Origin of the sequence: Bacillus sp. AFS073361 (genome assembly GCF_002567005.1) — a bacterium.
Classification (GTDB): Bacteria; Bacillota; Bacilli; order Bacillales; family Cytobacillaceae; genus Neobacillus.
In genome coordinates this window covers 76,509-99,133 of record NZ_NUZU01000004.1, presented here as the reverse complement: position 1 = coordinate 99,133, position 22,625 = coordinate 76,509, and the positions used below count along the sequence as shown (strand labels likewise).

The window sequence follows — 22,625 nt, the reverse complement described above, 5'->3', positions numbered from 1 at the left end:
TATAAGCACATATTTCGTACGAAAGGGCAAATCCATTGAAAAATGGAGGCGCAAAACTAAAGGGGCTAAGGTTTTTTCATAACTATGCTAGCCAGTTGCCGAAAATGATCACCTTACTACGGATTATGAATATACTCTGGGAGGTTACACTATGTTTCTTTTTATTGCAGGATTAGTTGTTGGATCTTTCTCGATGCTTACGACTATGAGTCTTATGGTTGCTGCTAAAAAAGGAGATCAACTGCTTGAACAACAATAAAATGAAAGCGTTTACCATATAATCTGAATTTAGGTTAAACGAATCTTTAATTTAGATGTATTAACAATTGTCAGTCAGTTAAAGTGATAATCATGTTCAAAAACAGCTACAAAAATACAGAGTTTTAACATATTAAAAGGATAAATAAAAGGAGAACTGAAATCAGTTCTCCTTAATAGTAAATATTTAAATAATCATTTAAAAATGAGTGGAAATTAAATCCTTGATCTTATCCTGATCAATAACCAGTTGATAGTTATTAGCCTTTAAAATGTCATCATACATTCTTTTCCCAACACCAGGAATCTGATGATATTCCAATTGTGTATTTGGTTCAAAGTCTTTTGCTGAAAGTCCAAGACTTAACATATCGGATGTAGACATATTGCTGGCTATCACAAAGTCAGGAATAGATTTTACGAGTGAAGGCAAATTGTTGATATTACTTGGACTAAGAGCCTTTTTAGCAATTCCTTTTAAGGCTTCCTCTTGGAGTTTTTGACGACCATATTCTCCGTTTTTTAGAGAATAGCGTTCGTGGACAACTTCTGCTACCATTTTTCCATCAAAAGAATGTGTACCAGTACTTATTACTTTATTTATATTTTCACTGTACCAAGGATGGGTCAATTTAACATCAAATGGGACATTCATATCAATCCCACCAACTGCGTCCACCATTGCTTGAAAACCGCCATAATTGGTTTCAACGTAGTAATTGATCGGAACACCTGTTAATTCCCCAACTGCTTTCACAGCAGCTTCTACCCCTTTTTTAGCCCCTTTTGTTGCCTGCATAATATATTGGACACTCGTAATTTTAGTATATCCATAGCCATCTAAATGGACACGGGTATCACGTGGAATGCTTATTGCATCATATTCATGCTTGGTTAAATCCACATGAACAAGCATCATTGAATCCGAATGCCCTATTTTTTGACCTTTTCTTTCATCTGAACCAATTAATAATAAGTTAAATACAGGTTCTTTTATATCAACATTCTTATTTACTTGCTGCTCATTGTTCCCAGAACTTACAACTGGAACTGATGTAAAATGATTGTCTGGCTGTAATTGATAATATCCGTACCCTAGGCCAGCGATAACGAGTATAATGATACCCAAAAAGCTAAAACCTACAATTTTCCATTTACTTTTACCCTTTTTTTTCATATTTCCTCCGATGTTGTAGAGTGATTCCTCTAAAATTAACTAGGTTAATAGTCATGAAATTATTTTACTGTTTTTGGATATTGGATTCAATATAAATTATTGGAAGAAACACGAATTTTGTAGAAAAAACTACTGCTAAGCCATATCTGAATCCTGCACCAATAACACTCCCGATAATCAAAAAAAGGAAACAAATGCTCCTATTTTGAAGGTATATCTGTTTCCTCTTATTGTCTTTAAATTTTTAGTTTAACTCTAGTTGTGCTTTTAATTCGCTTTGGATCTTTTGTTTTTCTTCGGCCGAAACCAATCCATAATAGATTTTATTAATTTTCGTGCCCGTTTCTTTGATCTCCATTTGCTGGATGTTTGTACCAACTGTTTGATAATTCTTTTGTATATCTATCAATTGATCAAAAGTAAGATTTGTTTTTACATTTTTACCGATAGCGGTGAAGATATCTGAGAAATTAGTAATACTTGATATACTTGCGCCTTCTTTAATGACCGCTTGAATGATTTGGCGTTGTCGTGTTTGACGGCCAAAGTCACCTCTAGGATCTTCATACCGCATTCTAGTGTAAGCCAAAGCCTTTTCTCCATTTAAAGTTAATTCCTTTTTGGCAAAATGGAAACCATCTGATGTAAAGTCTAAATCATTCCTTACAGTAACTCCACCCACAGCATCAACAATATCCTGAAAACCTTCCATGTTCACTTGCATGTAATAATCGATCGGGATATCAAGGAAGTTCTCAACGGTATCCATTGCCATCGGCACTCCACCAAAGGCATAGGCATGGTTTATCTTATCCTCTTTCCCTTTACCTACTATTTCAGTACGTGTATCACGTGGGATGCTGAGCATTTTTACTGAATTATTGTTTGGGTTCACTGTGAGGACGATGATCGTGTCAGATCTGCCACGGTCACCTTTCCGTTCATCGACACCTAACATCAGCACGGAAAAAGGATCCTTTTCCTTAAAAGCTACTGGTTTCTCCCGTTTTTCTGATTGTTTCCGTTCAATGGGCTGATGCATGGTTTCAACTGCACCTTTTAAAGAATTATAGACAGTAAAAGCATAGGCTCCACCAGCAACTAACAGGATTAATAGAATACCACCGGTTATCTTTAACCACTTTCTACTCTTTTTCTTCGTTTTCATCGACCAATCCTCCAATCAATATACAACTTTTTACAAATTATATTAATAGTACCATAATCATAGGATAATAGATATCAGAGGATATTGGAATAAAATAGTGGAAGTAGTGTGATTGGTATCCGCTGCTCAGGAGAGTCAGGGGTAACAACACTCTGATTCAAAAGGTATGCCCTGATTAGTAATTAGTGAAGAGTGTGGTTCAGCTCCACAGCTCTTACCAAATAACTCTTAGAGTAAAATCCCCTTCAGCCGATGTGGAGGGGATTTTCACTGAATTTACCGGTTTAATTCCTCATATTTAATATTAAACTCCTTAATTATATTATTAAACTTGTTCCTATCGCTTTTTTGAGGCTCTTTTATTGGTGTAAAAGTTCCATTTACTAAATTTGTACTTCCGCACATTTGGCATTTTGTTGCTGAATTACTGCATAAATAATCACAATCATCACATATCTTCAATTTTATAGTCATCGTCATTAATATCAGTCTCCAATTTAAGTCTTAATAGTATCTCAATCTTAATGGCTATAGGTGAACATTATGCCCCTTTTCGAGGATCTTTCTTAAAGGAAAAGGGATCCTGTTCTATACCAAGCATCATTTTCCTGAATTGGTCGGCCGTTTGCAGTTTATGGTTAAAAGAATAAAGTTTCATAGGAACTGTTATCGTTAATCCATTCGCAAACTCTACCAGTGCTTGTTGATTTGAGCTGAGTGTTCTTGTGATATGAATGGGATTAAACCATTTCGTATCGTCATGTTTTGATGACTTATCAGGAAAAACACAAATTCTATGTATGGGATTAACCATGATCGGACACATATATTTAGTACCAAGAAGAAATTTGGCTGTTTCCATAGCGCCCCGTAAATCAAAGCCAATGCATCTAATACTATCATTTAGAATTTCTAGAGGTGATTTGTCTACGATAAGGGTTCTATTCAGTTCCGTAACAATTGTGCAAAGCTTAGCGTTTCGATCATACTGACCAGCCATATACATAAAATGCGGATTGATAATATACTCTTTTTGAATAAACAAGATTTCAACTCCCTAAATTGGTTTGACAGGGCACCTTCAAAAATGGATTTACAACTATAGGCAGCCTGTGAATATTCTTCACTTTTTTACATTAAACTAGATGTTATCTGATGCGGGACATTTAGAAGTTGGATGATCTGTTGTTTTTTTTTTAAAAATAATTAAGTCTGTGGTTTATAATGGATTCATTTATCTATTGGAAAATCGTATATTCAAGCCATCATGACTTTTTTAGTGGAGAAAATGTTTATTCATCAATATTTGTTATTTCCACGATTTCACGAATATCGTCTATTCCAAGTGCTTCAGCGATTTGCTCTATATGTTTAAAGTTAATATTTTGTCTCTGGTGATTGGCCAACTCAATAAGTGCCGCTAATCTCACACCTGATCTACGGGATAATTCTCGCATTGAAATACCCATCTTACTTAGTAAACTATGAAGTTTCACAACAACCTTTTTCCCCATTTGTCTCATTCACCCCCTTATTAATACCTAAACAAAAGCTAACATATATAAATAAACAAGGCGAACACAAAAGCGGTTCATTTTAACTATTTTGTGGATAGTGTTGATAACTTTACTAAATTTGTCATATTTAGGGGAAATTACGGGTAATTTGTAGGTGGATTAGGGAATCTAGTCGAAAAAAATTAGGTGTAAGGGACTAAAAAGTTGCTAGAAAAGGTTCCTTGCTATAATAAGCTGAAACTCTAAAGCAGAGTGACAATAATAATTAATAACATCGAACCCGAGTGTTATTCTTTTCTAGAATTACGCTTCTTTGCTAAAAATGCAAAAACACCCCCGCGTCGTAGAAGTATAATCATCTACGAGCGTGGGGGTGTTTTCATATTAAACCATTATCTCTTTTCAGCAGAAAATGTCTTCTTCACTTTAGCACTTTCATGCATTCCGATTCGTTTTACAGTAATATAGACACTTCCGGATTTTGTCCCAAGTTGTTTCGTACTAATGGTTGCGGAAGTAGACGTCACTGATTTAGATGTTGCTAGTAGTTTTCCTTTGGATGTGTAAACTTTTACAATATCACCTTTTTTCAGGCTGCTTACGTAAATCTTATCGTATTTCCCTTTATAATTCGTTATTTTAATTTTTGAGGTTGATGGTTTAGGAGTGACTGGCTCTGCATAATAAGCTACTTTTACTTTTGCACTTTCATGCATTCCGATTCTCTTTACGGTAATATAGACACTTCCGGATTTTGTCCCAAGTTGTTTCGTACTAATAGTTGCGGAAGTAGACGTCACTGAACTAGATGTTGCTAGTAGATTTCCTTTGGATGTGTATACTTTTACAACATCCCCTTTTTTCAGGCTGCTTACGTAAATCTTATCGTAATTCCCTATAAAATTCGTTATTTTAATTTTCGATGCAGATGGTTTAGGAGTGATTGGCTCCGCATTATAAGCTACCTTTACTTTTGCACTTTCAGACATACCGCTTCTAGTAAGGGTAACATAAATATAACCTGACTTTGTTGAAAGCTGACTTACGGCGACACTAGTGTAAGTAGATGCTGCAGGCTTAGAAGAAGCCAGATACTTTCCTGATGCAGAGTAGACCTTTACGATATCACCCTTCTGGATTGAACTAGTTGTAATGATATCAGATTTACCCACGTAATTAGCTACTTTTACAGATGAACTTCTTACCGTTGGGGAAAGCCCTTTAATAAGCAGATTGTATTTTTTATCGATAGAATTGTAGTCATTATCAATAGAAACATAGTATTGGCCGGCTGCTAAATTAAATCGTGCCGTTTCCCATCCCTTTGCAAATTGGTCATTCTTTGTTGTGAATGTCCCTTTTTCATTTCCATACTGATCATAAATGGTAACATCCCAAGATACATTTGGCATTCTGCTCAAGAAGAAATCTACTGTGGATGAACCCGCTACCTTAAAGGTATAAAAGTCGACATCGCCATAAGATTGGAGGTGTCCGGTGTATGTTGTGCCGATGGTAACGGGATTGGCTGATTGGGAGTTATTATTAAACTCTTTCTCGAACACTTTCGACTTTGTATAATTCACCCGAAACTTATAAGGTTTTTGACTAGCATTATAATCATCATCAATAACTACATAGTATGTCCCTTTTGGCAGTCCTACGGTTGTTTCCATTGGGAGCATAACATACGAAGAGGAGTCTGTGGTCATTTCCTTATAAACTTCACCGTACTGGTTAAGGATTGTTACATCCCATTGAACATCAGATTTTTGATCCATTTTAAGTGTAATGGCTCCATCTTCAGGTAGTGTAAATTTGAAATAATCATAGTCACCTGATGATTGCATTTCCCCAATAATGTCTTGGTTTGTATTGATCGGATTTGCTGAGGCTAGGACATTATTAAACTCCGTTTCGATATTTTGCATGGAGGTAAAGTTAACAGCAAAATGGTAAGTTTTATTGTATGAATTATAGTCATCATCAATCTTTAAATAATAAGTTCCTACAGGAAGTCCGACCCGTCTTTCTGTCACGCCTAGCGCAGTATTGCTGTTATCCGTTGTACCATCAGTATAAACATTTCCATACTGATCAGTAATCTGAAAGTCCCATGAACTATCACTAATATTATTAATATTAAATTTTACTTGTCCTGGCATTGTTAAGGTGAATTTATAGTAATCTTCATAATCGTCATATCCCTTTAACATGCCGCTATAAACGGTATTAACATTAATTGATTGCGCGGTTTGGTAGGTATCATCCCCTACATTCGCAAAAGCACTCGTGTTTCCCATTAACACGGCAAATAATAAGAATAATACTGATACTATCTTCCTCTTCATTTCTACTCTTTTCCCCCTACTATAATGAAATTCAGGTATATTATACCATAATCTAAAAATTGTAAACTTGGAGAGGCTTGGATTTTTTAGTGGTATCTATTGATTTGGGGACCGTCCCTTTAAGTAGTTGGGACTAACATCCTTTAAGTCCATAAGACGACCAAGAGAACAGTACCTGTACTTCAAAGGTAATATACTAAAACGATATAACCTGATAGTATTTTCCTGTAATAATGATGGATAGGGGCAGGGAATTTTGCGAAGGATGGTAGTTTTATTACTAGTATTGCAGCTGTTAGTTTTACCCGGAACGGTTTTTGCGCAAGGGAAGGAAGCTGCTTCTCTACAACCGGAGAAGAGTTTGAATGCGAATATTTCGGTTGGAAAAGAGCCTAAGCAGGCGAATGAAAATGAAGCTGATTATCGTGATCCATCAAATTATCCGTTAATCGGTGAGGAGGGATATATTGCTGTTTATTTAAATTCCTATTTGTCAAAAAGCGATTACGCAAATCAGCCTTATATTTATATGAGAGTAGGAGTTTCAAGATCTCCTGCTGATACCTATTATTCGGGAGTTACTATTTTTAGAGTGGTGAATCCTTTTTATTCAGGCAGTCCTGAATCAGATGTTGCATATGCAGTCATTAGCAATGAATCTACTAATGGGGATTCGACAGAGCCTACCGGATGTGAAGGGGATTTTTCATTGAAATTTAAAAAAGGAATTCCAGAATATTTAGTTAAGCTCAAATCATCTTTCGTTACTAACCTAGATTTCTATTTAGACCAGTAATCTTTGAAAACAGCTCTCGACATTCTTTTCGGGTAAATGCAATGGGAAAGGCAGGAATGGTGAAGGCTGAGGTTCCATTTAACCAAACGTTTGATTAGTTTCGAAAAGGCGGAGTTTTAATAGAATAATGGAAGTTTGTAAGAATCTGATCTGATTTTGTGGAAAGTTGGAATATTTCCTGCGGAATTTTCAAGCGCATCTCGACAATTCTCTTATGTTATTTGGAGAGGAAACTATTAGATTTTCAGTTCTTGCAGCTGATTTAACCATACGTTTGATTAGTATAACTTATCTGGAATTTAGTCGAATGGGTGTCGTTTAATGCAATATAGGTTACATCGGTTAAGGGGATTTGGTTTATAGAATGCATCTGATTTGTACGATATAAAATTTTTACAGAAAAACTTAGGTTTTTATGGAAAATAGAGGATATATGCAAGCAAAAGATATCTTATTAATCTAAGAAACTATTGGAAAGGATATGAGAAAATTATTTCATTTTTTGATTACGACCATTGTCTTTCTAAGTATTGCTCCTCCTTATAAAGAAGCGGCAGCGATTGCTGCAGAGCCAAACATTCAGGTAAAGTTAGTCAATTTCTTAGGTAATCAGTCAAGTGTTTCATTAAAGATAAAGGGAAGTTACTACTTAAACGGAAATTCTTCGAATCTATTAAGCGCTAATAAAAGCTATTCGGTAAAGGTAGAGAACGGGGCTCTAGGTTTATATGATGGAGATACGATATTAGCCTCCAGGGTCGATCTATCGATTAAGCCGGTTCATCACATTGATCATGCGATCATTAACAACCGTGAATACACCGGCAGTATTCGTTTTACGATTGAAAATAATCGATATGTCAGGCCAATTAACACTATCAATCTCGAAGATTATGTAAAAGGTGTGGTTCCATTTGAGATGTATGGATTTTGGCCAATAGAAGCTCTGAAGTTGATGCAGGAATTTTATACAAGGACATAATATCCTTTTACTACCCAGGAACGGCTTTAGTTACGTATTACCAATCGGTACCTGAACCTGCGATTGTAAACGAAGTAACCGATAAAGATACTTCTGTAACAGGCGAAGCGGAACCGGGATCTACAGTAGAGGTAAAAGTTAGTAGGGTCACTATTGGATCAGCAACTCCCGGTACAGATGGGAAATTTACAGTAGTCATTCCGGTTCAAGTAGCAGGAACAGAATTGGCAATCACAGCAACTGATAAAGTAGGTAATTAAAGCTCAAAAGAAGAGAACAGTTTTAAGCTTGACAGCAACTGATAAGGCAAAGAATTTTAGTAAGGCAGTGGCAGTCAAAGTAAAATAATAGTTCAAAAGAAATCCTCTTCGCTTTTAGTGAAGGGGATTTCTTTTGAAGGTAAAAATGGAATTCTTAATGTTAAGTTGGACCCATGCTCTCATGTAGTTGCTAACTAATGTCCCATTTAAGTGAGCTTGTCCCATTTAAGTGAGCTTTATGGGGGTCTTTTCGACATAATCTGGAATCGCATCATACACTGCAGGATCTGCATTTTCAATTGAGCCATCAGCTAATCTGTTTAAAACCGCCATGACAGGCACTTTCGCTGTTTCTTTTAACATTCCATTTTGCTCTACATACGGGAAAACCTCCGTTTATTTTCCGTCACTCTGATTCCTTCATTTACCTAAAAGCAATGCAGCACCATGGGTCTACCCCCATGGTGCTGCATTGCTTCAACCACTTAGTTTTTTAGAAATTATCCAAGCTGAAGATCAATTCCCCGTTAATATAGGTTTGTTCGACCTTGCTCCTAAGGTCAAACGGGTCTCCGCTCCAAAGGACGAAGTCAGCGTCTTTCCCCACTTCAATGGAACCCACATTTTCTTCCACACCTAAATGTTTTGCAGCGTTGATGGTGATGGCTTGTAATGCTTGTTCTTCACTTAGTCCATATTTAACTGCTAAGATCGCACTTGTTGTTAAATGCTCGATGCCTACGACAGGATGATCTGTGGTTAAAGAAAACGGTACACCGGCTTCAGAAAGAGCCGTTAGTGTTTGCCAGCCTTTGTCGGCAAGCTCTATTTTCGAACGAGTAGACATCGTGGGACCGACTGATACCCTTACGTCATGCTTTGCAATGAATGGGGCAATAAAGTGACCCTCGGTGCAATGTTCAATCGTTAGGTCAATGTTAAATTCACGCTTGAGACGAAGGACTGTTACGATATCATCGGCACGGTGCGCATGAACACGTAATGGGATTTCTTTATTTAAGACTTTTGCAATGTTTTCTAAATCAAGCTTGCGTTCTGTTTTGCCTTCTTTTCTTTTTTCCTGATACTCCTGGGCTTCGATGAACTTTTGACGAAGCAGTGAGGCGGTTCCCATTCGTGTAACAGGAAGTTTCCCTTTTGCTCCATAGAAACGTTTGGGATTTTCCCCAGTGGCTGCTTTTAACCCAGAAGGGCTTTTTAATAGCATTTCATCGACGATATGTCCAGCTGTTTTTAAAACGACCATCTCCCCGCCGATGACATTTGCGCTGCCAGGCATAATCTGAACTGTTGTCACACCTGCGCGCCGGGCATCTTCAAAGCCCTTCTCCCGTGGGTTAATGCCGTCTAATGCACGTACCTCTGGTGTAGTCGGCGAACTGATTTCATTATAATCATGACCTTCTGCTCCTATTCCTTCTTCGTGAATGCCAAGATGTGTATGTACGTCAATTAATCCAGGGGTGACCACTTTTCCTTGAGCGTCAATCACAACAGCCCCTGCCGGGATCGGAAGGTTTCTTCCTATTTCCTTAAATTTCCCCTCTTCAATCAGAATGGTTGTTTGATTCAAGCGATTTCCTTGGCCATCAAAGCCTTTTACATTGGTTAGAGCTAACACGTACCTCATCCTCCTCTTAAATCTTTGCGAAAATTGTTGCATTATGAAAGTTCTTTCTCTATAATATCCTTAAATTCCTAATTCAGATAATAAAGTAAACTTCGAATAATGTAAATAGATAATAAATTACATAACTAATACTCGTTTGGGGAATGTTATTTAAAAAAACGACTGAAATGAGGAAATGCTTTGAGATACGAAATAGATGAACTGGACCGTGGGATTTTACAGTACATTTCGAAGGATGGAAGGATGTCATTCACGGAGATTGCCGCTGGCCTCAATGTTTCCGAAAAAACAGTGCGGCTTCGCTATAAGAACCTTCTGGACAATGGGGTAATGGAAGTTGTTGGGGTGGTTAACCCAGTTGCACTTGGGATCAAATCTGGTGCGATTATTCAATTAAAGGTTACTCCTCAATCATTAAATCTAGCCATTGAAGCGTTGAGGGAATTTCGCGAAATCCGTTATATTACGATGACGACAGGACCCTATTCCTTACTCGCCCAAATAGCGGTACCAGGTCAGGATGATTTTACAGCTGTGATTCAGAAGATTAATGAATTACCTTACATTACGGAAATGAATACGATCATCCAGCTAGATGTTTATAAAAACACCTACGACTACTTTTAAGGGAGGTTTGGATAATGATTGATCTGTTAAAGACCCTAACGAGCTTGTCAGGTCCTTGTGGGTATGAGCATTCGGTGTCTTATTTTTTAAAAGAGTATCTAGAAGATCAAGTGAATGAGGTAACCATTGACCCGATTGGTAATGTGATTGCCAAAAAACGGGGGGATAAGGCTGGTCCGACCGTTCTCTTAACCGCCCATATCGATGAAATCGGCTTTATTGTCAAAAAGATTGAAGCGAATGGGTTACTGCGGTTTGAAAAGCTCGGGGGAAACGATGATCGGATCTTGCTGGCGCAGCCGGTCAGGGTAATGGGGGCAGATGGTGAGGTTCCCGGTGTCATTGGAACGATCTCCGCTCATTATGCAAAGTTCGATGATGCTTCTAAGGTAAGAAAACACAGCCAGATGTACATCGATATCGGCGCCTTATCTAAGGATGAAGTGCTGGAGATGGGCGTTGATGTAGGGACGCCGGTTACATGGGGGACCGAGTTCGAATCGTTTGGTCCGCCATCGTCTCCAAAAATTCGAGCCAAATCGTTAGATGACCGGGCGGGTTGTGCTGTCTTGTTACAGACATTGAGGGAGCTTCAGGAGGAATCTTTTGCTGGAGAACTCATCTTCCTTTTTGCGGTACAGGAAGAGGTAGGCTTAAGAGGGGCGAAAACAGCAGCCGAACATTTGAATGCCGATGCAGCCATCGCCATTGATACAACTGCCGTCAGTGATACGTTAGAGGAAACCATGGATCAAAGCTTGGCCCTCGGCGCCGGCACAGGCATTAAGGTCATGGATTTCAGCTTAATTGTACATAAGACGATGAAAGATCTGCTCATTAAGTTGGCAAAGGATCACAAGATTCCCTACCAGCTTGAGGTCTTTCCGGGAATTGGGACGGACGGAGGGGCAGTAAATTATGCCAATAAGGGAATTCCAACAGGGGTTCTATCCATCCCATCCCGCTATGCCCACTCCCCGGTGGAGGTCATCGATGTCGGTGATCTCGAAGCAACGAAAGATTTGATGAAAGCCTTTATCTTACACTTGCACGAGAATCAGACATTTCCATTTTAGTAGAATGCTAGGGGACTAAGTCCCTGATCATATGATTCAACATATTAAATCAAAAAAGGAGCTTTAATGATGAAAATTTTTATCTCAGCAGACATGGAAGGTATTTCAGGAGTTGCCACTAATCAACAGCTTAAAACCAATTCGGAGTATCAGCGTTTTCGTAAGCTGATGACAGCCGATGTGAATGCGGCGATAGAAGGAGCATTTAACGGGGGAGCAACCGAGGTGGTTGTGGCTGATGGTCATGGCAATATGTCTAATATTTTAATCGAAGAACTAGACTCCCGTGCCCGCCTTGTTTCTGGAAACAACCGTGTAATGTGTCAGTTGGAAGGGCTTGACGATACCTTTGACGGAATTATGTTTGTCGGGCACCATGGACGGGAAGGCGGCTCTGATGTCACGTTGATCAGCCATACATTGGCAGGCATTTGTGTCAATGAAATGAAAATCAACGGGAAAGTGGTCGGGGAAACTGAAATGAATTCGCTTGTTGCCGGAGCATTTGGGGTTCCAGCGTTATTCATCAGCGGTGATGATGCCTATGTTAACGAAGTAAAAGAGACGCTTCCGGAAGTAGAAGGAGCCGTTGTAAAAAGAGCGGTTGACCGTTTTGCGGCTGAATTAATTCACCCTGAACTGGCGCGCGCAGAAATCCGTGAGAAAGCAGAAGCTGCCGTCAAAAAAGCAAAGTCGATTAAGCCATTTGTTTTTGAGGGGCCAATTACCTTTGATCTTCAATTTAAAGGATCACAGCAGGCAAAAATGACGACAACGCTTCCGACTGTCGAACTGACTGGTCCGAAAAGCATCCGTTTTACTTGTGAGGATATGGTTACTGCCTATAAGCATATGTGGGGCTGCGTGATTATTGCGATGACTGCCACCAACGGAGTGTTAGGGTCAGTCAATGCCTAAGGAAAACTATGACAACTAGGAGGTGAAGGGCATGTACATTGTAAAAAGATTACTAATGATGGTGCTGACAATCTGGGTAATCGCCACGTTAACTTTCTCCATTATGAAATCTATTCCAGGGGATCCCTTTGCTTCAGATGCAAATGTATTGCCGGAGGAAGTACTTCAAAATATCCGCGCTAAGTACAATTTGGACGAGCCTTTACCAGTCCAATATGTTTTGTATATGAAAAACCTGGTCACTTTTGATCTGGGTCCATCGATCAAGTCAGAAACAAGAACGGTGAACGACATTATTGGTGACGGAATTCCCGTCTCAGCTCAATTAGGGATTCAAGCACTGGTCATTGCACTCTTTTTCGGACTGATATTAGGTATTATCGCCGCCCTTTATCACAATCGGGCGATTGATTTCGCTGCGATGATGCTGGCCATCATCGGGATTTCGGTTCCTAACTTTATCCTCGCACCATTGTTGATAAAGTACTTTTCTGTTCAATGGCACATGCTTCCCGTTGCGTCGTGGGGAACTTGGCAGCACACAATCTTGCCATCGATCGCACTGGCTTCCACGCCTTTAGCTGTGATTGCACGGTTCATGCGCTCAAGCATGATTGATGTGATGAATCAAAATTATATTAAAACAGCAGATGCCAAAGGTTTATCTACTTTTAAACTAGTCGTACGACACGGGATTCGAAATGCAATTTTACCAGTCATTACATTTATCGGTCCGCTGGCAGTAACCTTGATCACCGGTACCTTCGTTATTGAAAAAATCTTTGCCATTCCTGGCTTGGGTAAGTATTTTGTGGATGGGATCTTTAACCGTGACTATCCTGTCATCATGGGAACGACGATCTTTTTTAGTACGATTCTTGTCACCATCCTTTTCTTGATCGACATATCGTACCGTTTAATTGATCCAAGAATTAAATTAACGAGTGGGGGGAACTGACCATGCAATCCAAAACCATTGATGACAAGCGGTTTAGGCCGGTTTCTCCTGAAAATAGAGTGGTTGAAGTCGTTCAGCGGCCTTCCCTTAGTATTTGGAAAGAAACCGTGATTAACATTTTAAAAAATAAGCTGGCTGTTGTCGGATTTTCATTATTGTTACTCATTGCAGCCCTTGCGTTATTTGGGCCTTATACGGTTCCATTTAGCCCGACGGATCAAGACTTAATGAAGGGAAACATCCAGCCGGATGGTAAACACTGGTTCGGAACGGATGATTTAGGCCGCGATATGTGGTCAAGAACCTGGTATGGGGCACGTGTTTCCCTCACGATCGGAATTGTCGCCGCACTGATAGACCTTTTATTAGGGGTAACCATTGGCGGTATTTCGGGGTATATGGCAGGAAGAAGCAAACTAGGGGACAGAGTGGACAACATCATCATGCGATTGATGGAAATCCTCTATGGTATTCCTTATTTACTGGTTGTCATTTTATTAATGGTTGTGATGGAACCGGGCATGACCACGATTATTATCGCTTTAACGGTAACAGGCTGGGTGGGAATGGCGCGGATCACCCGCGGACAAATTTTACAATTGAAATCACAGGATTATGTTCTTGCAGCTGAGAAATTGGGTACTTCTCATGCGAAAATTATCCTCCGCCATTTGCTGCCGAATACACTTGGAATTATTATCGTAAATTTAACGTTTACGATCCCTCAGGCAATTTTTGCGGAAAGCTTCCTAAGCTTTCTAGGTTTAGGAGTTCAAGCACCGTTTGCGAGCTGGGGCACCATGGCCAATGATGCGTTAGGGGTCATCTTAAGCGGCCAATGGTGGCGCTTATTCTTCCCAGGATTTATGATTTCCCTCACGATGTTCGCATTTAATGCCTTTGGTGACGGATTACAAGATGCATTAGACCCGCGAAACCGCAAATAGGAGGTGTGACCATGGCTCATTTACTTGACGTGAAAAACTTAGAAGTTAACTTTAAAACTTACGGGGGAGAGGTTCAAGCCGTCCGCAATGTCTCCTTTCATGTGGATAAAGGAGAAATTGTCGCCATTGTTGGCGAAAGCGGCAGTGGAAAGAGTGTCACTGTCCAAACCATTATGGGCTTGATCCCCACTCCTCCGGGAAAAATAAAAAACGGGGAAATCCTGTTTGAAAATCAAGACCTTCTTAAACTATCAAAACGTGATTTACAGAAAATAAAAGGTTCGAAGATTAGTATGGTTTTCCAAGACCCGATGACCTCCTTAAATCCTACCATGAAAATTGGACAGCAAATTGAGGAAGGGCTGATCATCCATCAAAAACTGAGTAAATCAGAAGCAAAAAAGCGGGCGGTTGAAATGATTCGCCTCGTTGGAATTCCCAATCCTGAAGAACGGTACAGTCAGTATCCGCACGAGTTTAGTGGCGGGATGAGACAACGGGCCATGATTGCGATCGCACTTGCTTGCAATCCGGCGCTGCTCATCGCGGATGAGCCGACAACGGCGCTTGACGTAACCATTCAAGCCCAGGTGCTTGATTTGATGAAGGACTTAAGAGAAAAAATGAACACCGCGATCATTCTAATTACCCATGATTTGGGTGTAGTAGCTGAAACAGCTGAACGAGTGATGGTTATGTATGCCGGTATGATGGTAGAAAGAGGAACGGTACAGGAATTGTTTGAAAATCCGAAGCATCCCTATACGTGGGGTTTAATGGAATCGATTCCGGATTTAGAGTCGGAACATAAATCCCGCTTGATTCCGATTGAGGGATCTCCACCCGATTTATTCTCGCCGCCAAAGGGCTGCCCGTTTGCACCAAGATGTAAATATGCCATGGAGATCTGCTTAGAGGAGATGCCTCCTGCTTTCGAAGTAGGGACAGGCCATTCTGCTAAATGCTGGTTAAATGATCCCCGTGCTCCAAAAGCAGAAATTGAAGTTGCAGCAGGGAGGGTGACAGAATGAGTGACACGATTCTTCAAGTAGAAGGTATGAAAAAATACTTCAACATCAAAAAGGATCAAACGGTTAAATCCGTTGATGATATTTCGATCACCATCAAGAAAGGGGAAACCTTTGGACTTGTTGGAGAGAGCGGCAGCGGAAAGTCTACACTTGGTAAAACGATTGTCGGACTTCAAAAGCCATCTGCAGGGAAGATCCTCTACAATGGGGTGGATGTAGAAACGCTTGGCCGAAAAGAAAAGGCGATCGTTAATCGTGAAATGCAAATTATTTTCCAGGATCCTTATGCCTCATTAAATCCAAGAATGCGAGTGGGTGATATTATCGCCGAAGGAATGGACGCTCATGGGTTGGCAAAGGGAAAAGAGAGACAGGAGCGGATTTATGACCTTCTCAGCAGGGTAGGTCTCCGGCCTGAACAAGCCAAACGATATCCGCATGAATTTAGCGGCGGACAGCGCCAGCGGATTGGGATTGCCCGTGCCCTCGCCGTGAATCCAAAGTTCATTGTCGCCGATGAACCGATCTCGGCCTTGGATGTTTCCATCCAGGCCCAGGTGATCAACTTGATGGAAGATTTAAAAGAGCAGGAAGGGTTAACGTACTTATTTATTGCCCATGACCTCGGCATGGTGAAGCACATCAGCGACAGGATTGGGGTTATGTACCTTGGAAAAATGATGGAGTTGACCACTAGCCAAGATTTATTTGCTGAGCCGCTTCATCCTTATACTCAGGCATTATTATCTGCCATCCCAGTGGCGAATCCCGGCGCAGCCAAACGAGAGCGAATTGTCCTGCAGGGAGATCCGCCAAGCCCGGTCAATCCACCAAGCGGCTGCCGGTTCCGTACAAGATGTCCACATGCTATGTCCATTTGCGCCGAAGCTGCTCCCGTTTGGAGTGAAGTAAAGGCGAATCATTGGACCGCCTGTCATCTATATAATTAATAACTTTTAGGGGGAAATGAAATGAAAAAGTGGTTATGGTCACTTGCAGCCGTTCTTATGCTGAGTTCCATCCTTGCCGGATGCAGCGGCGGGAACGATGAAAAAGCTTCAGGCACAAGTGCAAAAAATGTAAAACAGGAACTCACGTTAAACGCCTTAAGTGAGCCGCCGGCAATCGACCCGGCCATGGCAACTGATACGACTTCAGGGTGGGTATTGGATCATATTTTTGAAGGATTATATACAAAGGATAAAGAAGGAAAGCCAGTACTTGGTGCAGCAAAGGAAGCAAAAGCTTCTGAAGATGGAAAAACGTATACATTCATCCTTCGTGATGATGCCAAATGGTCTGATGGATCAGCTGTAACAGCGCAGGATTTTGAATATGCGTGGAAGCGTGTATTGAATCCTGAAACAGGAAGCCAATTCGCCTTTTATCTATACTATATTAAGGGTGCAGAGGAATACAACAAAGGAAAAGGTCCTGTTGAAAATGTTGGTGTAACAGCAAAAGACGATAAAACGCTTGTAGTAGAATTAAATGCACCGCTTGGCTACTTGAACGAATTATTAACCATGTGGACTTTCTACCCAGTTAAGAAAGAGCTTGTCGAAGGAAACAAAAATTGGGCAGCAGAAGCAGCAGGATATATCAGCAATGGTCCATTCAAAATGACAGAATGGAAGCATGACAGTCAAGTAGTAGCGGAAAAGAATGAAAACTATTGGAACAATAAAGAAGTGAACTTAACCAAAGTAACTTGGAAGATGGTAACCGACGCAACGACGTATTATCAGATGTATAAATCAGGTGAACTTGATTTAATTCAAACCTTACCAACAGACGTAGTAGCACAAGAAGAAAGCAACAAAGAATTTAAAAATGTTCCATACTTCGGAACGTATATGTACATGTTTAATGTAGAGAAAGCTCCGTTTACCAATGCGAAAGTTCGTCGTGCCTTTGCCATGGCTCTTGACCGTGAGGCGTTAACCAAAAACATTACGAAAGCTGGCGAGGCTCCTGCCTATGCATTCGTTCCACCTGGCGTGGAAACATCTAAAGGCGATTTCCGTAAGGCTGGCGGAGAATATTTCAAAAAAGATGCTGCCGAAGCGAAGAAACTACTAAAAGAAGGTATGGCTGAAGAAGGCTGGACCACATTACCTGAAGTAACATTATTGTATAACACAGCAGAAAACCACAAGAAAATCGCGGAAGCAGTTCAAGAAATGTATAAGAAGAACCTTGGTGTTAATATTAAATTAGCGAACCAAGAATGGAAAACCTATCTCGATACCACTGCGCAAAAGAACTACCAAATGGCTCGTATGGGATGGATTGGGGTACTGCTTGATCCTGCTGTTATTCTTGACTATTACCTAGGTGAAAGTCCGAATAACCGTACCGGTTGGAAGAGTGAAAAGTATGATAGCTTAATTGCTCAAGCAAAGGTAGAACAAGACCCGGACAAGCACTTCCAGTTGATGCATGATGCAGAAAAAGTATTAATGGAAGCCATGCCTTTTGTACCAGTCTACCATTATACAAATACGTACCTAACATCACCTAAATTTGCCGATGTCGTTTATCCATATAACCGTTATCCAAATGTGAAATGGGCAAAAAAAGTTTCTGAATAAGAAGTAGTTTGTTAGAGAGCAGGCAGGATTTCGTTTGATCCTGTCTGTTTTACTCTTTTAAAATCCAGATTCATACATATTTTTTTCAATCAGGAGGAAGAGAGGGCATGAAAAAACTTATTCCATTTCTATTAACTATTTTGGTATGGATCGTAATAAAAAAGGCAGCGGACCTTTCTCAGGTTGATTTTATTAACCATTCTTTCCTGGTTGGAATCATCAGCCTCTCAGCAGGTGCATGCTTTGTAATCTTTCAATCTGGGTTTCTATCCTTATTTTTCAAAGGATTCCGGATGCTTGGTTCGTTTGCAGCGCCAAAGTCAAGGGCCATGGAGCGGGTTGACCAACTAGTTTCCGAGGATGAAGGATGGCAGTATTTTAAAAATAAGCTGACTGGACAATTGGCGTTGTCCACCTTCTTGATTGGCTGCAGCTCGTTGGCCGTTTCTTTGGCCGGACTTGTTTTATACTATTAATTAGATAAGGTGGAGATGAAAATGACAACTAGTGTCACTGTCGATTTGACCCATTTAGCGGAGGAAGTAAAAGAGGATGTCATCCGCTGGAGAAGATATTTGCATGAAAATCCAGAATTATCTTTTCAGGAAGAAAAAACGGCTCAGTTTGTGTATGAAAAACTACAATCCTTTGGCCAGTTAGAATTAAGCCGTCCGACGAAAACAAGTGTCATGGCCCGGTTAATCGGCGGGCAGCCAGGGAAAACATTGGCCATTCGCGCGGACATGGATGCTCTTCCGATTGAAGAAGAGAACAGCTTTGAATTTGTTTCCAAAAATCCTGGCGTGATGCATGCCTGTGGGCATGATGGTCACACGGCGATGTTGCTGGGTACGGCCAAAATCCTTTCGGGTATGAAGGAAAAGATCAAAGGAGAAGTTCGTTTCTTCTTCCAGCATGGAGAAGAACTATTCCCTGGCGGTGGTGCTGAAATGGTTGAAGCAGGCGTCATGGATGGAGTCGACCTTGTTATTGGTACGCACCTTTGGTCTCCATTAGAAAAAGGAAAAGTAGGTATCACGTACGGGGCGATGATGGCATCACCGGATGCTTTTTATCTGACCATTAAAGGAAAAGGCGGCCATGCCGCATTGCCACACCAAACGGTGGATTCCATCGCAGTTGCCGCCCAGGTTGTCACGAATTTACAGCACATTGTCTCACGGAACACGGACCCGTTGGACAATTTAGTTCTCTCAGTGTGTAAATTTGCGGGGGGAACCACCCATAATGTCATCCCCGGTTCCGTAGAAATTTGCGGTACGGTCCGTAGTTTTGACCAAAAACTCCGTGAATCGATGCCGGTTAAGATGGAACGGGTGATTAAAGGAATCACGGAAGCTCATGAAGCCACATATGAATTCAAGTATGAATATGGCTACAACCCTGTCGTGAATGATGATGAGGTAACAAAAGTACTGGAAGAAACTGTTTTAGAGGTCTTCGGGGAAGAAGGTCTCGAGTTGATGAAACCAAATATGGGCGGAGAAGATTTTTCCGCGTTCATGCAAAAAGCACCTGGTGCCTTCTTCTATGTGGGAGCTGGCAACGAGGAAAAAGGAATTACCTATCCGCACCACCATTCCCGTTTCACCATTGATGAAGATGCACTTGAAATTGGCGTAAAAATGTTTTTACAGACCACTTTTAAATTTCTTGGATAAGTATTTTTTAAAAGATAAGAAAGTATAAGTTTATTAACTTAGTATCATGTCTAGCGCAAGCGCTCCGGGCCATACGACGCTGACCAGGGTACTTGCGCTTTTCATTCATAGAATAGGAGGAAGAATTGTGGCAATAAAAAGAGGGGTAGTAGCAGAAGATTTATACCAATTAAAATCAGTAGTAAACCCTCAGTTTTCTCCTGATGGTCAATCGTTTGTTTATGTTCAAACCACGATTGAGAAAGAAACCGATGAGTACCAAGCCCATATTTTTTATCTGTCAGTTGAAAGCAGTGGCCAGCCCTTCCAATGGACGTTTGGAAAAGGGAGAAACCATTCACCAAGATGGTCCCCTGATGGGTCGCAGATAGCCTTTGTTTCCAATCGAAGCGGAAAAAACCAACTCTATCTGTTACATGTGAAGGGTGGAGAAGCAAGACAGGTGACGTTTTTGCCTAGTGGGGCAAGCAGCCCTGTATGGTCCCCGGATGGAACCCAATTGGCATTTACGACTTCGTTAACTTCTGATCAGACGATTTTTGATACGGAAGAAGAGAAAAAGCAGGAAAAGCTCGTACCGCTTGAAGTATCAAAAATGAAATATAAATCCGATGGGGAAGGTTTTTGGCGAGGGCATTACAAACAAATCGCTCTGGTTAATGTTGAGACGGGTGAATTAACTCAACTTACAACCGGTCATTATGATGTAAGCCTTTATGGCTGGTCCCCGGATGGAAAGGTGCTGGCCGTTGGTACAGACCAGGCGGAAGAAAATGATTTATCGTTTAACGAGGATGTTTATATAGTAGATATTGATCGTAAAGAATTAAAGGCTGTGACTGATGGAACGGGCTATTTTGGAAACGCATCCTGGTCCCCGGACGGGAAGTATCTGGCCATGTTTGGCCACGAGCGGGAATTTGAAAATGCGACCCATCCAAAGATTTGGCTTTATGAAATCGCAACGTCGACGCTCGGGTGCCTGACACCAGAGTGGAAAGGCCTCACCGGTGATTATATGGTAGGAGATTTCCATCAAGGTGCGGTTTCTCCTGGTTTATTATGGACAAGTGATAGCAAGGGATTTTATTTTATCGGAACGGACCATGGAAGTACCAATATTTATTTCGGGGATATCAGCGGTGAGATTCGTCCCGTTTATGTGGGAGAGCAACATGTGTATGGGCTATCCATTCATTCGGAATCGCAAAAGGCACTAGTGGCTATTAGTAAGCCGGAGGAGATCGGTGATCTATACTTGTTACCGCTGAATGATGAGGGAAAGATTGAGAAGTTGACCATTGTTAATGAACGGGCTCTAAACGAGTTACTTCTATCTAAACCTGAAATGTTCGAATATAAAGGGGCAAATGGCTGGGATGTTCAAGGATGGCTGATGAAGCCAGTCCACTTTGAAGAGGGGAAAAGATATCCTTTAATCCTTGAAATTCACGGCGGTCCGCATGCCATGTATGGAAATACGTATATGAATGAGTTTCAAATTTTAGCAGGAAAAGGCTATGCCGTATTGTATGTGAATCCGCGGGGCAGTCATGGTTATGGCCAGGAATTTGTCAATGCCGTTCGCGGCGATTACGGCGGGAACGACTATCAGGATATCATGCTGGCAGTTGATTATGTTTTAGACCAGTATGATTTCATTGATGAAACCCGTCTGGGCGTAACGGGCGGAAGCTATGGCGGCTTTATGACGAATTGGATTGTCGGCCATACGAATCGATTCAAAGCAGCTGTCACCCAACGTTCCATTTCGAACTGGATTAGTTTTTATGGTGTGAGTGATATTGGCTACTATTTTTCAGAGTGGCAATTAGGCACTGATTTAAGTGACGTGGAGGCTCTCTGGAAGCAGTCACCGCTTGCCTATATTAAAAATGTAGACACACCGTTATTGATTCTTCACAGTGAAAAAGATTACCGGTGTCCCATCGAACAGGCGGAGCAATTATTCATTGCCCTGAAACGACTTGGCAAAGAAACCAAATTTGTGCGGTTCCCGGAAGAAAATCATGAACTATCCCGAAGTGGAAAACCAAACCTTCGTAGAGAGCGGTTGAACTACATTGTGGATTGGTTTGAAGGACATATGTAACTTGGAACCACCCTTTCGATGCAAAGGGTGGTTTTCTGATTTTGGGTCAGTCAGTGCAATTTGTGGGGCATGTGGGGCTTCCATATGCAAATCTCAAAAAGTTGGGGAATCAGGTTAAGTACCCAATCTTATGAATAGGGGAAGGAATTCCGCTTAATTATCAATAAAACTCGCTTAAATAGAGGGAGAAATTCCGCCTATGAACCACAAAAACGTGAAAAAGGGGGATTTTTCACTACATTAGCGGAAAACCTCCTCTTATTTAACCCCAAACGAGCTCCATTTTATAAATAAAAGGAAAACCTCCGCTTATTTTACTTTCGGTAAATACTATATATTTGGACAACCCTACACCTGCCCAGATTTGGGTAGGTGTAGGGTTGCCTTATTTAAAAGAGTGAAGAGTTGTTGCAGAGAACGGCACTTATTTTATATTTATGCCAGTCACGAATTGCGCAGCTTATTTTACAGTTATACTAGCCGCTTTTTTGACATTTTTCTCAGGTATATAGAGTGGGG

Annotated in this window: 21 protein-coding genes and 1 riboswitch; of the genes, 14 read left to right on the top strand and 7 right to left on the bottom strand. The window is 40.8% G+C overall.

The genetic code is table 11. The features are described from left to right. Positions 1-15 precede the first annotated feature (15 nt). A riboswitch (cyclic di-GMP riboswitch) is annotated at positions 16-103 on the top strand. A gap of 354 nt (positions 104-457) precedes the next feature. The 5 genes from COJ96_RS02465 to COJ96_RS02440 form a co-directional block, all read right to left on the bottom strand. Then, on the bottom strand, positions 458-1,435 hold the full coding sequence (locus COJ96_RS02465; RefSeq protein WP_098571422.1) for an LCP family protein: 978 nt from the start codon (positions 1,433-1,435) through the stop codon (positions 458-460). 244 nt (positions 1,436-1,679) lie between these two features. Next, positions 1,680-2,603, bottom strand: a complete 924-nt coding sequence (gene tagU / locus COJ96_RS02460) for a polyisoprenyl-teichoic acid--peptidoglycan teichoic acid transferase TagU (protein WP_098571421.1) — start codon at positions 2,601-2,603, stop codon at positions 1,680-1,682. A 541-nt stretch (positions 2,604-3,144) separates the two neighbouring features. Further along, complete coding sequence (locus tag COJ96_RS02450; RefSeq protein WP_098571419.1) at positions 3,145-3,648, bottom strand: competence protein ComK; 504 nt, start codon at positions 3,646-3,648, stop codon at positions 3,145-3,147. A gap of 247 nt (positions 3,649-3,895) precedes the next feature. Further along, positions 3,896-4,117, bottom strand: a complete 222-nt coding sequence (locus tag COJ96_RS02445; RefSeq protein ID WP_098571642.1) for a helix-turn-helix domain-containing protein — start codon at positions 4,115-4,117, stop codon at positions 3,896-3,898. 395 nt (positions 4,118-4,512) lie between these two features. Next, positions 4,513-6,471 (bottom strand): hypothetical protein, encoded by a 1,959-nt coding sequence (locus COJ96_RS02440; protein WP_098571418.1) that lies wholly within the window; start codon positions 6,469-6,471, stop codon positions 4,513-4,515. 265 nt (positions 6,472-6,736) lie between these two features. Here COJ96_RS02440 and COJ96_RS02435 point away from each other — a divergent pair, with 265 nt between their 5' ends. The 3 genes from COJ96_RS02435 (at position 6,737) to COJ96_RS02425 (ending at position 8,509) form a co-directional block, all read left to right on the top strand. Then, the gene (locus COJ96_RS02435; protein ID WP_180229958.1) at positions 6,737-7,267 is read left to right on the top strand and encodes a hypothetical protein; all 531 of its coding nucleotides are present in this window, start codon (positions 6,737-6,739) and stop codon (positions 7,265-7,267) included. 481 nt (positions 7,268-7,748) lie between these two features. Further along, entirely contained in the window at positions 7,749-8,249 is a 501-nt protein-coding gene (locus tag COJ96_RS02430) for a SpoIID/LytB domain-containing protein (protein ID WP_098571416.1), read from the top strand. After that, entirely contained in the window at positions 8,198-8,509 is a 312-nt protein-coding gene (locus COJ96_RS02425) for an Ig-like domain-containing protein (protein ID WP_098571415.1), read from the top strand. Before COJ96_RS02430 ends, COJ96_RS02425 begins: the two co-directional genes overlap by 52 nt. 225 nt (positions 8,510-8,734) lie before the next feature. Here COJ96_RS02425 and COJ96_RS28385 read toward each other — a convergent pair whose 3' ends face one another. Together COJ96_RS28385 and COJ96_RS02420 are read right to left on the bottom strand one after the other, a co-directional pair. Further along, positions 8,735-8,872: a hypothetical protein gene (locus COJ96_RS28385; RefSeq protein ID WP_180229957.1), complete on the bottom strand. Its 138-nt coding sequence runs from the start codon at positions 8,870-8,872 to the stop codon at positions 8,735-8,737. A gap of 130 nt (positions 8,873-9,002) precedes the next feature. Then, on the bottom strand, positions 9,003-10,160 hold the full coding sequence (locus tag COJ96_RS02420; protein ID WP_098571414.1) for an amidohydrolase: 1,158 nt from the start codon (positions 10,158-10,160) through the stop codon (positions 9,003-9,005). A 180-nt stretch (positions 10,161-10,340) separates the two neighbouring features. Here COJ96_RS02420 and COJ96_RS02415 point away from each other — a divergent pair, with 180 nt between their 5' ends. From COJ96_RS02415 to COJ96_RS02365, 11 genes are all read left to right on the top strand, one after another. Then, positions 10,341-10,787 carry an Lrp/AsnC family transcriptional regulator gene (locus COJ96_RS02415; protein WP_098571413.1) on the top strand — a complete coding sequence of 149 codons (447 nt, stop codon included), beginning with the start codon at positions 10,341-10,343 and terminating at the stop codon, positions 10,785-10,787. Positions 10,788-10,801: 14 nt separating this feature from the next. Beyond that, positions 10,802-11,863: a M42 family metallopeptidase gene (locus COJ96_RS02410; RefSeq protein ID WP_098571412.1), complete on the top strand. Its 1,062-nt coding sequence runs from the start codon at positions 10,802-10,804 to the stop codon at positions 11,861-11,863. 66 nt (positions 11,864-11,929) lie between these two features. Beyond that, positions 11,930-12,781, top strand: a complete 852-nt coding sequence (locus tag COJ96_RS02405) for a M55 family metallopeptidase (protein ID WP_257148394.1) — start codon at positions 11,930-11,932, stop codon at positions 12,779-12,781. Positions 12,782-12,812: 31 nt separating this feature from the next. Beyond that, positions 12,813-13,739, top strand: coding sequence for an ABC transporter permease (locus tag COJ96_RS02400; RefSeq protein ID WP_098571410.1), 927 nt, complete (start codon positions 12,813-12,815; stop codon positions 13,737-13,739). A gap of 2 nt (positions 13,740-13,741) precedes the next feature. Next, entirely contained in the window at positions 13,742-14,686 is a 945-nt protein-coding gene (locus tag COJ96_RS02395; RefSeq protein ID WP_098571409.1) for an ABC transporter permease, read from the top strand. A gap of 11 nt (positions 14,687-14,697) precedes the next feature. Next, positions 14,698-15,717 (top strand): ABC transporter ATP-binding protein, encoded by a 1,020-nt coding sequence (locus COJ96_RS02390; RefSeq protein ID WP_098571408.1) that lies wholly within the window; start codon positions 14,698-14,700, stop codon positions 15,715-15,717. Then, positions 15,714-16,667 (top strand): ABC transporter ATP-binding protein, encoded by a 954-nt coding sequence (locus COJ96_RS02385; protein WP_098571407.1) that lies wholly within the window; start codon positions 15,714-15,716, stop codon positions 16,665-16,667. Before COJ96_RS02390 ends, COJ96_RS02385 begins: the two co-directional genes overlap by 4 nt. Before the next feature lie 21 nt (positions 16,668-16,688). Next, positions 16,689-18,311 (top strand): peptide ABC transporter substrate-binding protein, encoded by a 1,623-nt coding sequence (locus tag COJ96_RS02380; protein WP_098571406.1) that lies wholly within the window; start codon positions 16,689-16,691, stop codon positions 18,309-18,311. Positions 18,312-18,418: 107 nt separating this feature from the next. Further along, a complete protein-coding gene (locus COJ96_RS02375; protein ID WP_098571405.1) occupies positions 18,419-18,787 on the top strand; it encodes a DUF3899 domain-containing protein in 369 nt (122 codons plus the stop codon). Between the two features lie 21 nt (positions 18,788-18,808). Continuing rightward, positions 18,809-19,993, top strand: a complete 1,185-nt coding sequence (locus COJ96_RS02370) for a M20 family metallopeptidase (protein ID WP_098571404.1) — start codon at positions 18,809-18,811, stop codon at positions 19,991-19,993. Between the two features lie 127 nt (positions 19,994-20,120). Then, positions 20,121-22,106, top strand: a complete 1,986-nt coding sequence (locus tag COJ96_RS02365) for a S9 family peptidase (RefSeq protein ID WP_257148392.1) — start codon at positions 20,121-20,123, stop codon at positions 22,104-22,106. Positions 22,107-22,625: the final 519 nt, after the last annotated feature.

Excerpts from the sequence above, each read along its gene's own strand:
- COJ96_RS02465 (WP_098571422.1), bottom strand. The coding sequence starts at position 1,435 with ATGAAAAAAAAGGGTAAAAGTAAATGGAAAATTGTAGGTTTTAGCTTT.
- tagU (WP_098571421.1), bottom strand. The coding sequence starts at position 2,603 with ATGAAAACGAAGAAAAAGAGTAGAAAGTGGTTAAAGATAACCGGTGGT.
- COJ96_RS02445 (WP_098571642.1), bottom strand. The coding sequence starts at position 4,117 with ATGGGGAAAAAGGTTGTTGTGAAACTTCATAGTTTACTAAGTAAGATG.
- COJ96_RS02440 (WP_098571418.1), bottom strand. The coding sequence starts at position 6,471 with ATGAAGAGGAAGATAGTATCAGTATTATTCTTATTATTTGCCGTGTTA.
- COJ96_RS02435 (WP_180229958.1), top strand. The coding sequence starts at position 6,737 with ATGGTAGTTTTATTACTAGTATTGCAGCTGTTAGTTTTACCCGGAACG.
- COJ96_RS02430 (WP_098571416.1), top strand. The coding sequence starts at position 7,749 with ATGAGAAAATTATTTCATTTTTTGATTACGACCATTGTCTTTCTAAGT.
- COJ96_RS28385 (WP_180229957.1), bottom strand. The coding sequence starts at position 8,872 with ATGTTAAAAGAAACAGCGAAAGTGCCTGTCATGGCGGTTTTAAACAGA.
- COJ96_RS02420 (WP_098571414.1), bottom strand. The coding sequence starts at position 10,160 with ATGAGGTACGTGTTAGCTCTAACCAATGTAAAAGGCTTTGATGGCCAA.
- COJ96_RS02410 (WP_098571412.1), top strand. The coding sequence starts at position 10,802 with ATGATTGATCTGTTAAAGACCCTAACGAGCTTGTCAGGTCCTTGTGGG.
- COJ96_RS02405 (WP_257148394.1), top strand. The coding sequence starts at position 11,930 with ATGATGAAAATTTTTATCTCAGCAGACATGGAAGGTATTTCAGGAGTT.
- COJ96_RS02400 (WP_098571410.1), top strand. The coding sequence starts at position 12,813 with ATGTACATTGTAAAAAGATTACTAATGATGGTGCTGACAATCTGGGTA.
- COJ96_RS02395 (WP_098571409.1), top strand. The coding sequence starts at position 13,742 with ATGCAATCCAAAACCATTGATGACAAGCGGTTTAGGCCGGTTTCTCCT.
- COJ96_RS02390 (WP_098571408.1), top strand. The coding sequence starts at position 14,698 with ATGGCTCATTTACTTGACGTGAAAAACTTAGAAGTTAACTTTAAAACT.
- COJ96_RS02385 (WP_098571407.1), top strand. The coding sequence starts at position 15,714 with ATGAGTGACACGATTCTTCAAGTAGAAGGTATGAAAAAATACTTCAAC.
- COJ96_RS02380 (WP_098571406.1), top strand. The coding sequence starts at position 16,689 with ATGAAAAAGTGGTTATGGTCACTTGCAGCCGTTCTTATGCTGAGTTCC.
- COJ96_RS02375 (WP_098571405.1), top strand. The coding sequence starts at position 18,419 with ATGAAAAAACTTATTCCATTTCTATTAACTATTTTGGTATGGATCGTA.
- COJ96_RS02370 (WP_098571404.1), top strand. The coding sequence starts at position 18,809 with ATGACAACTAGTGTCACTGTCGATTTGACCCATTTAGCGGAGGAAGTA.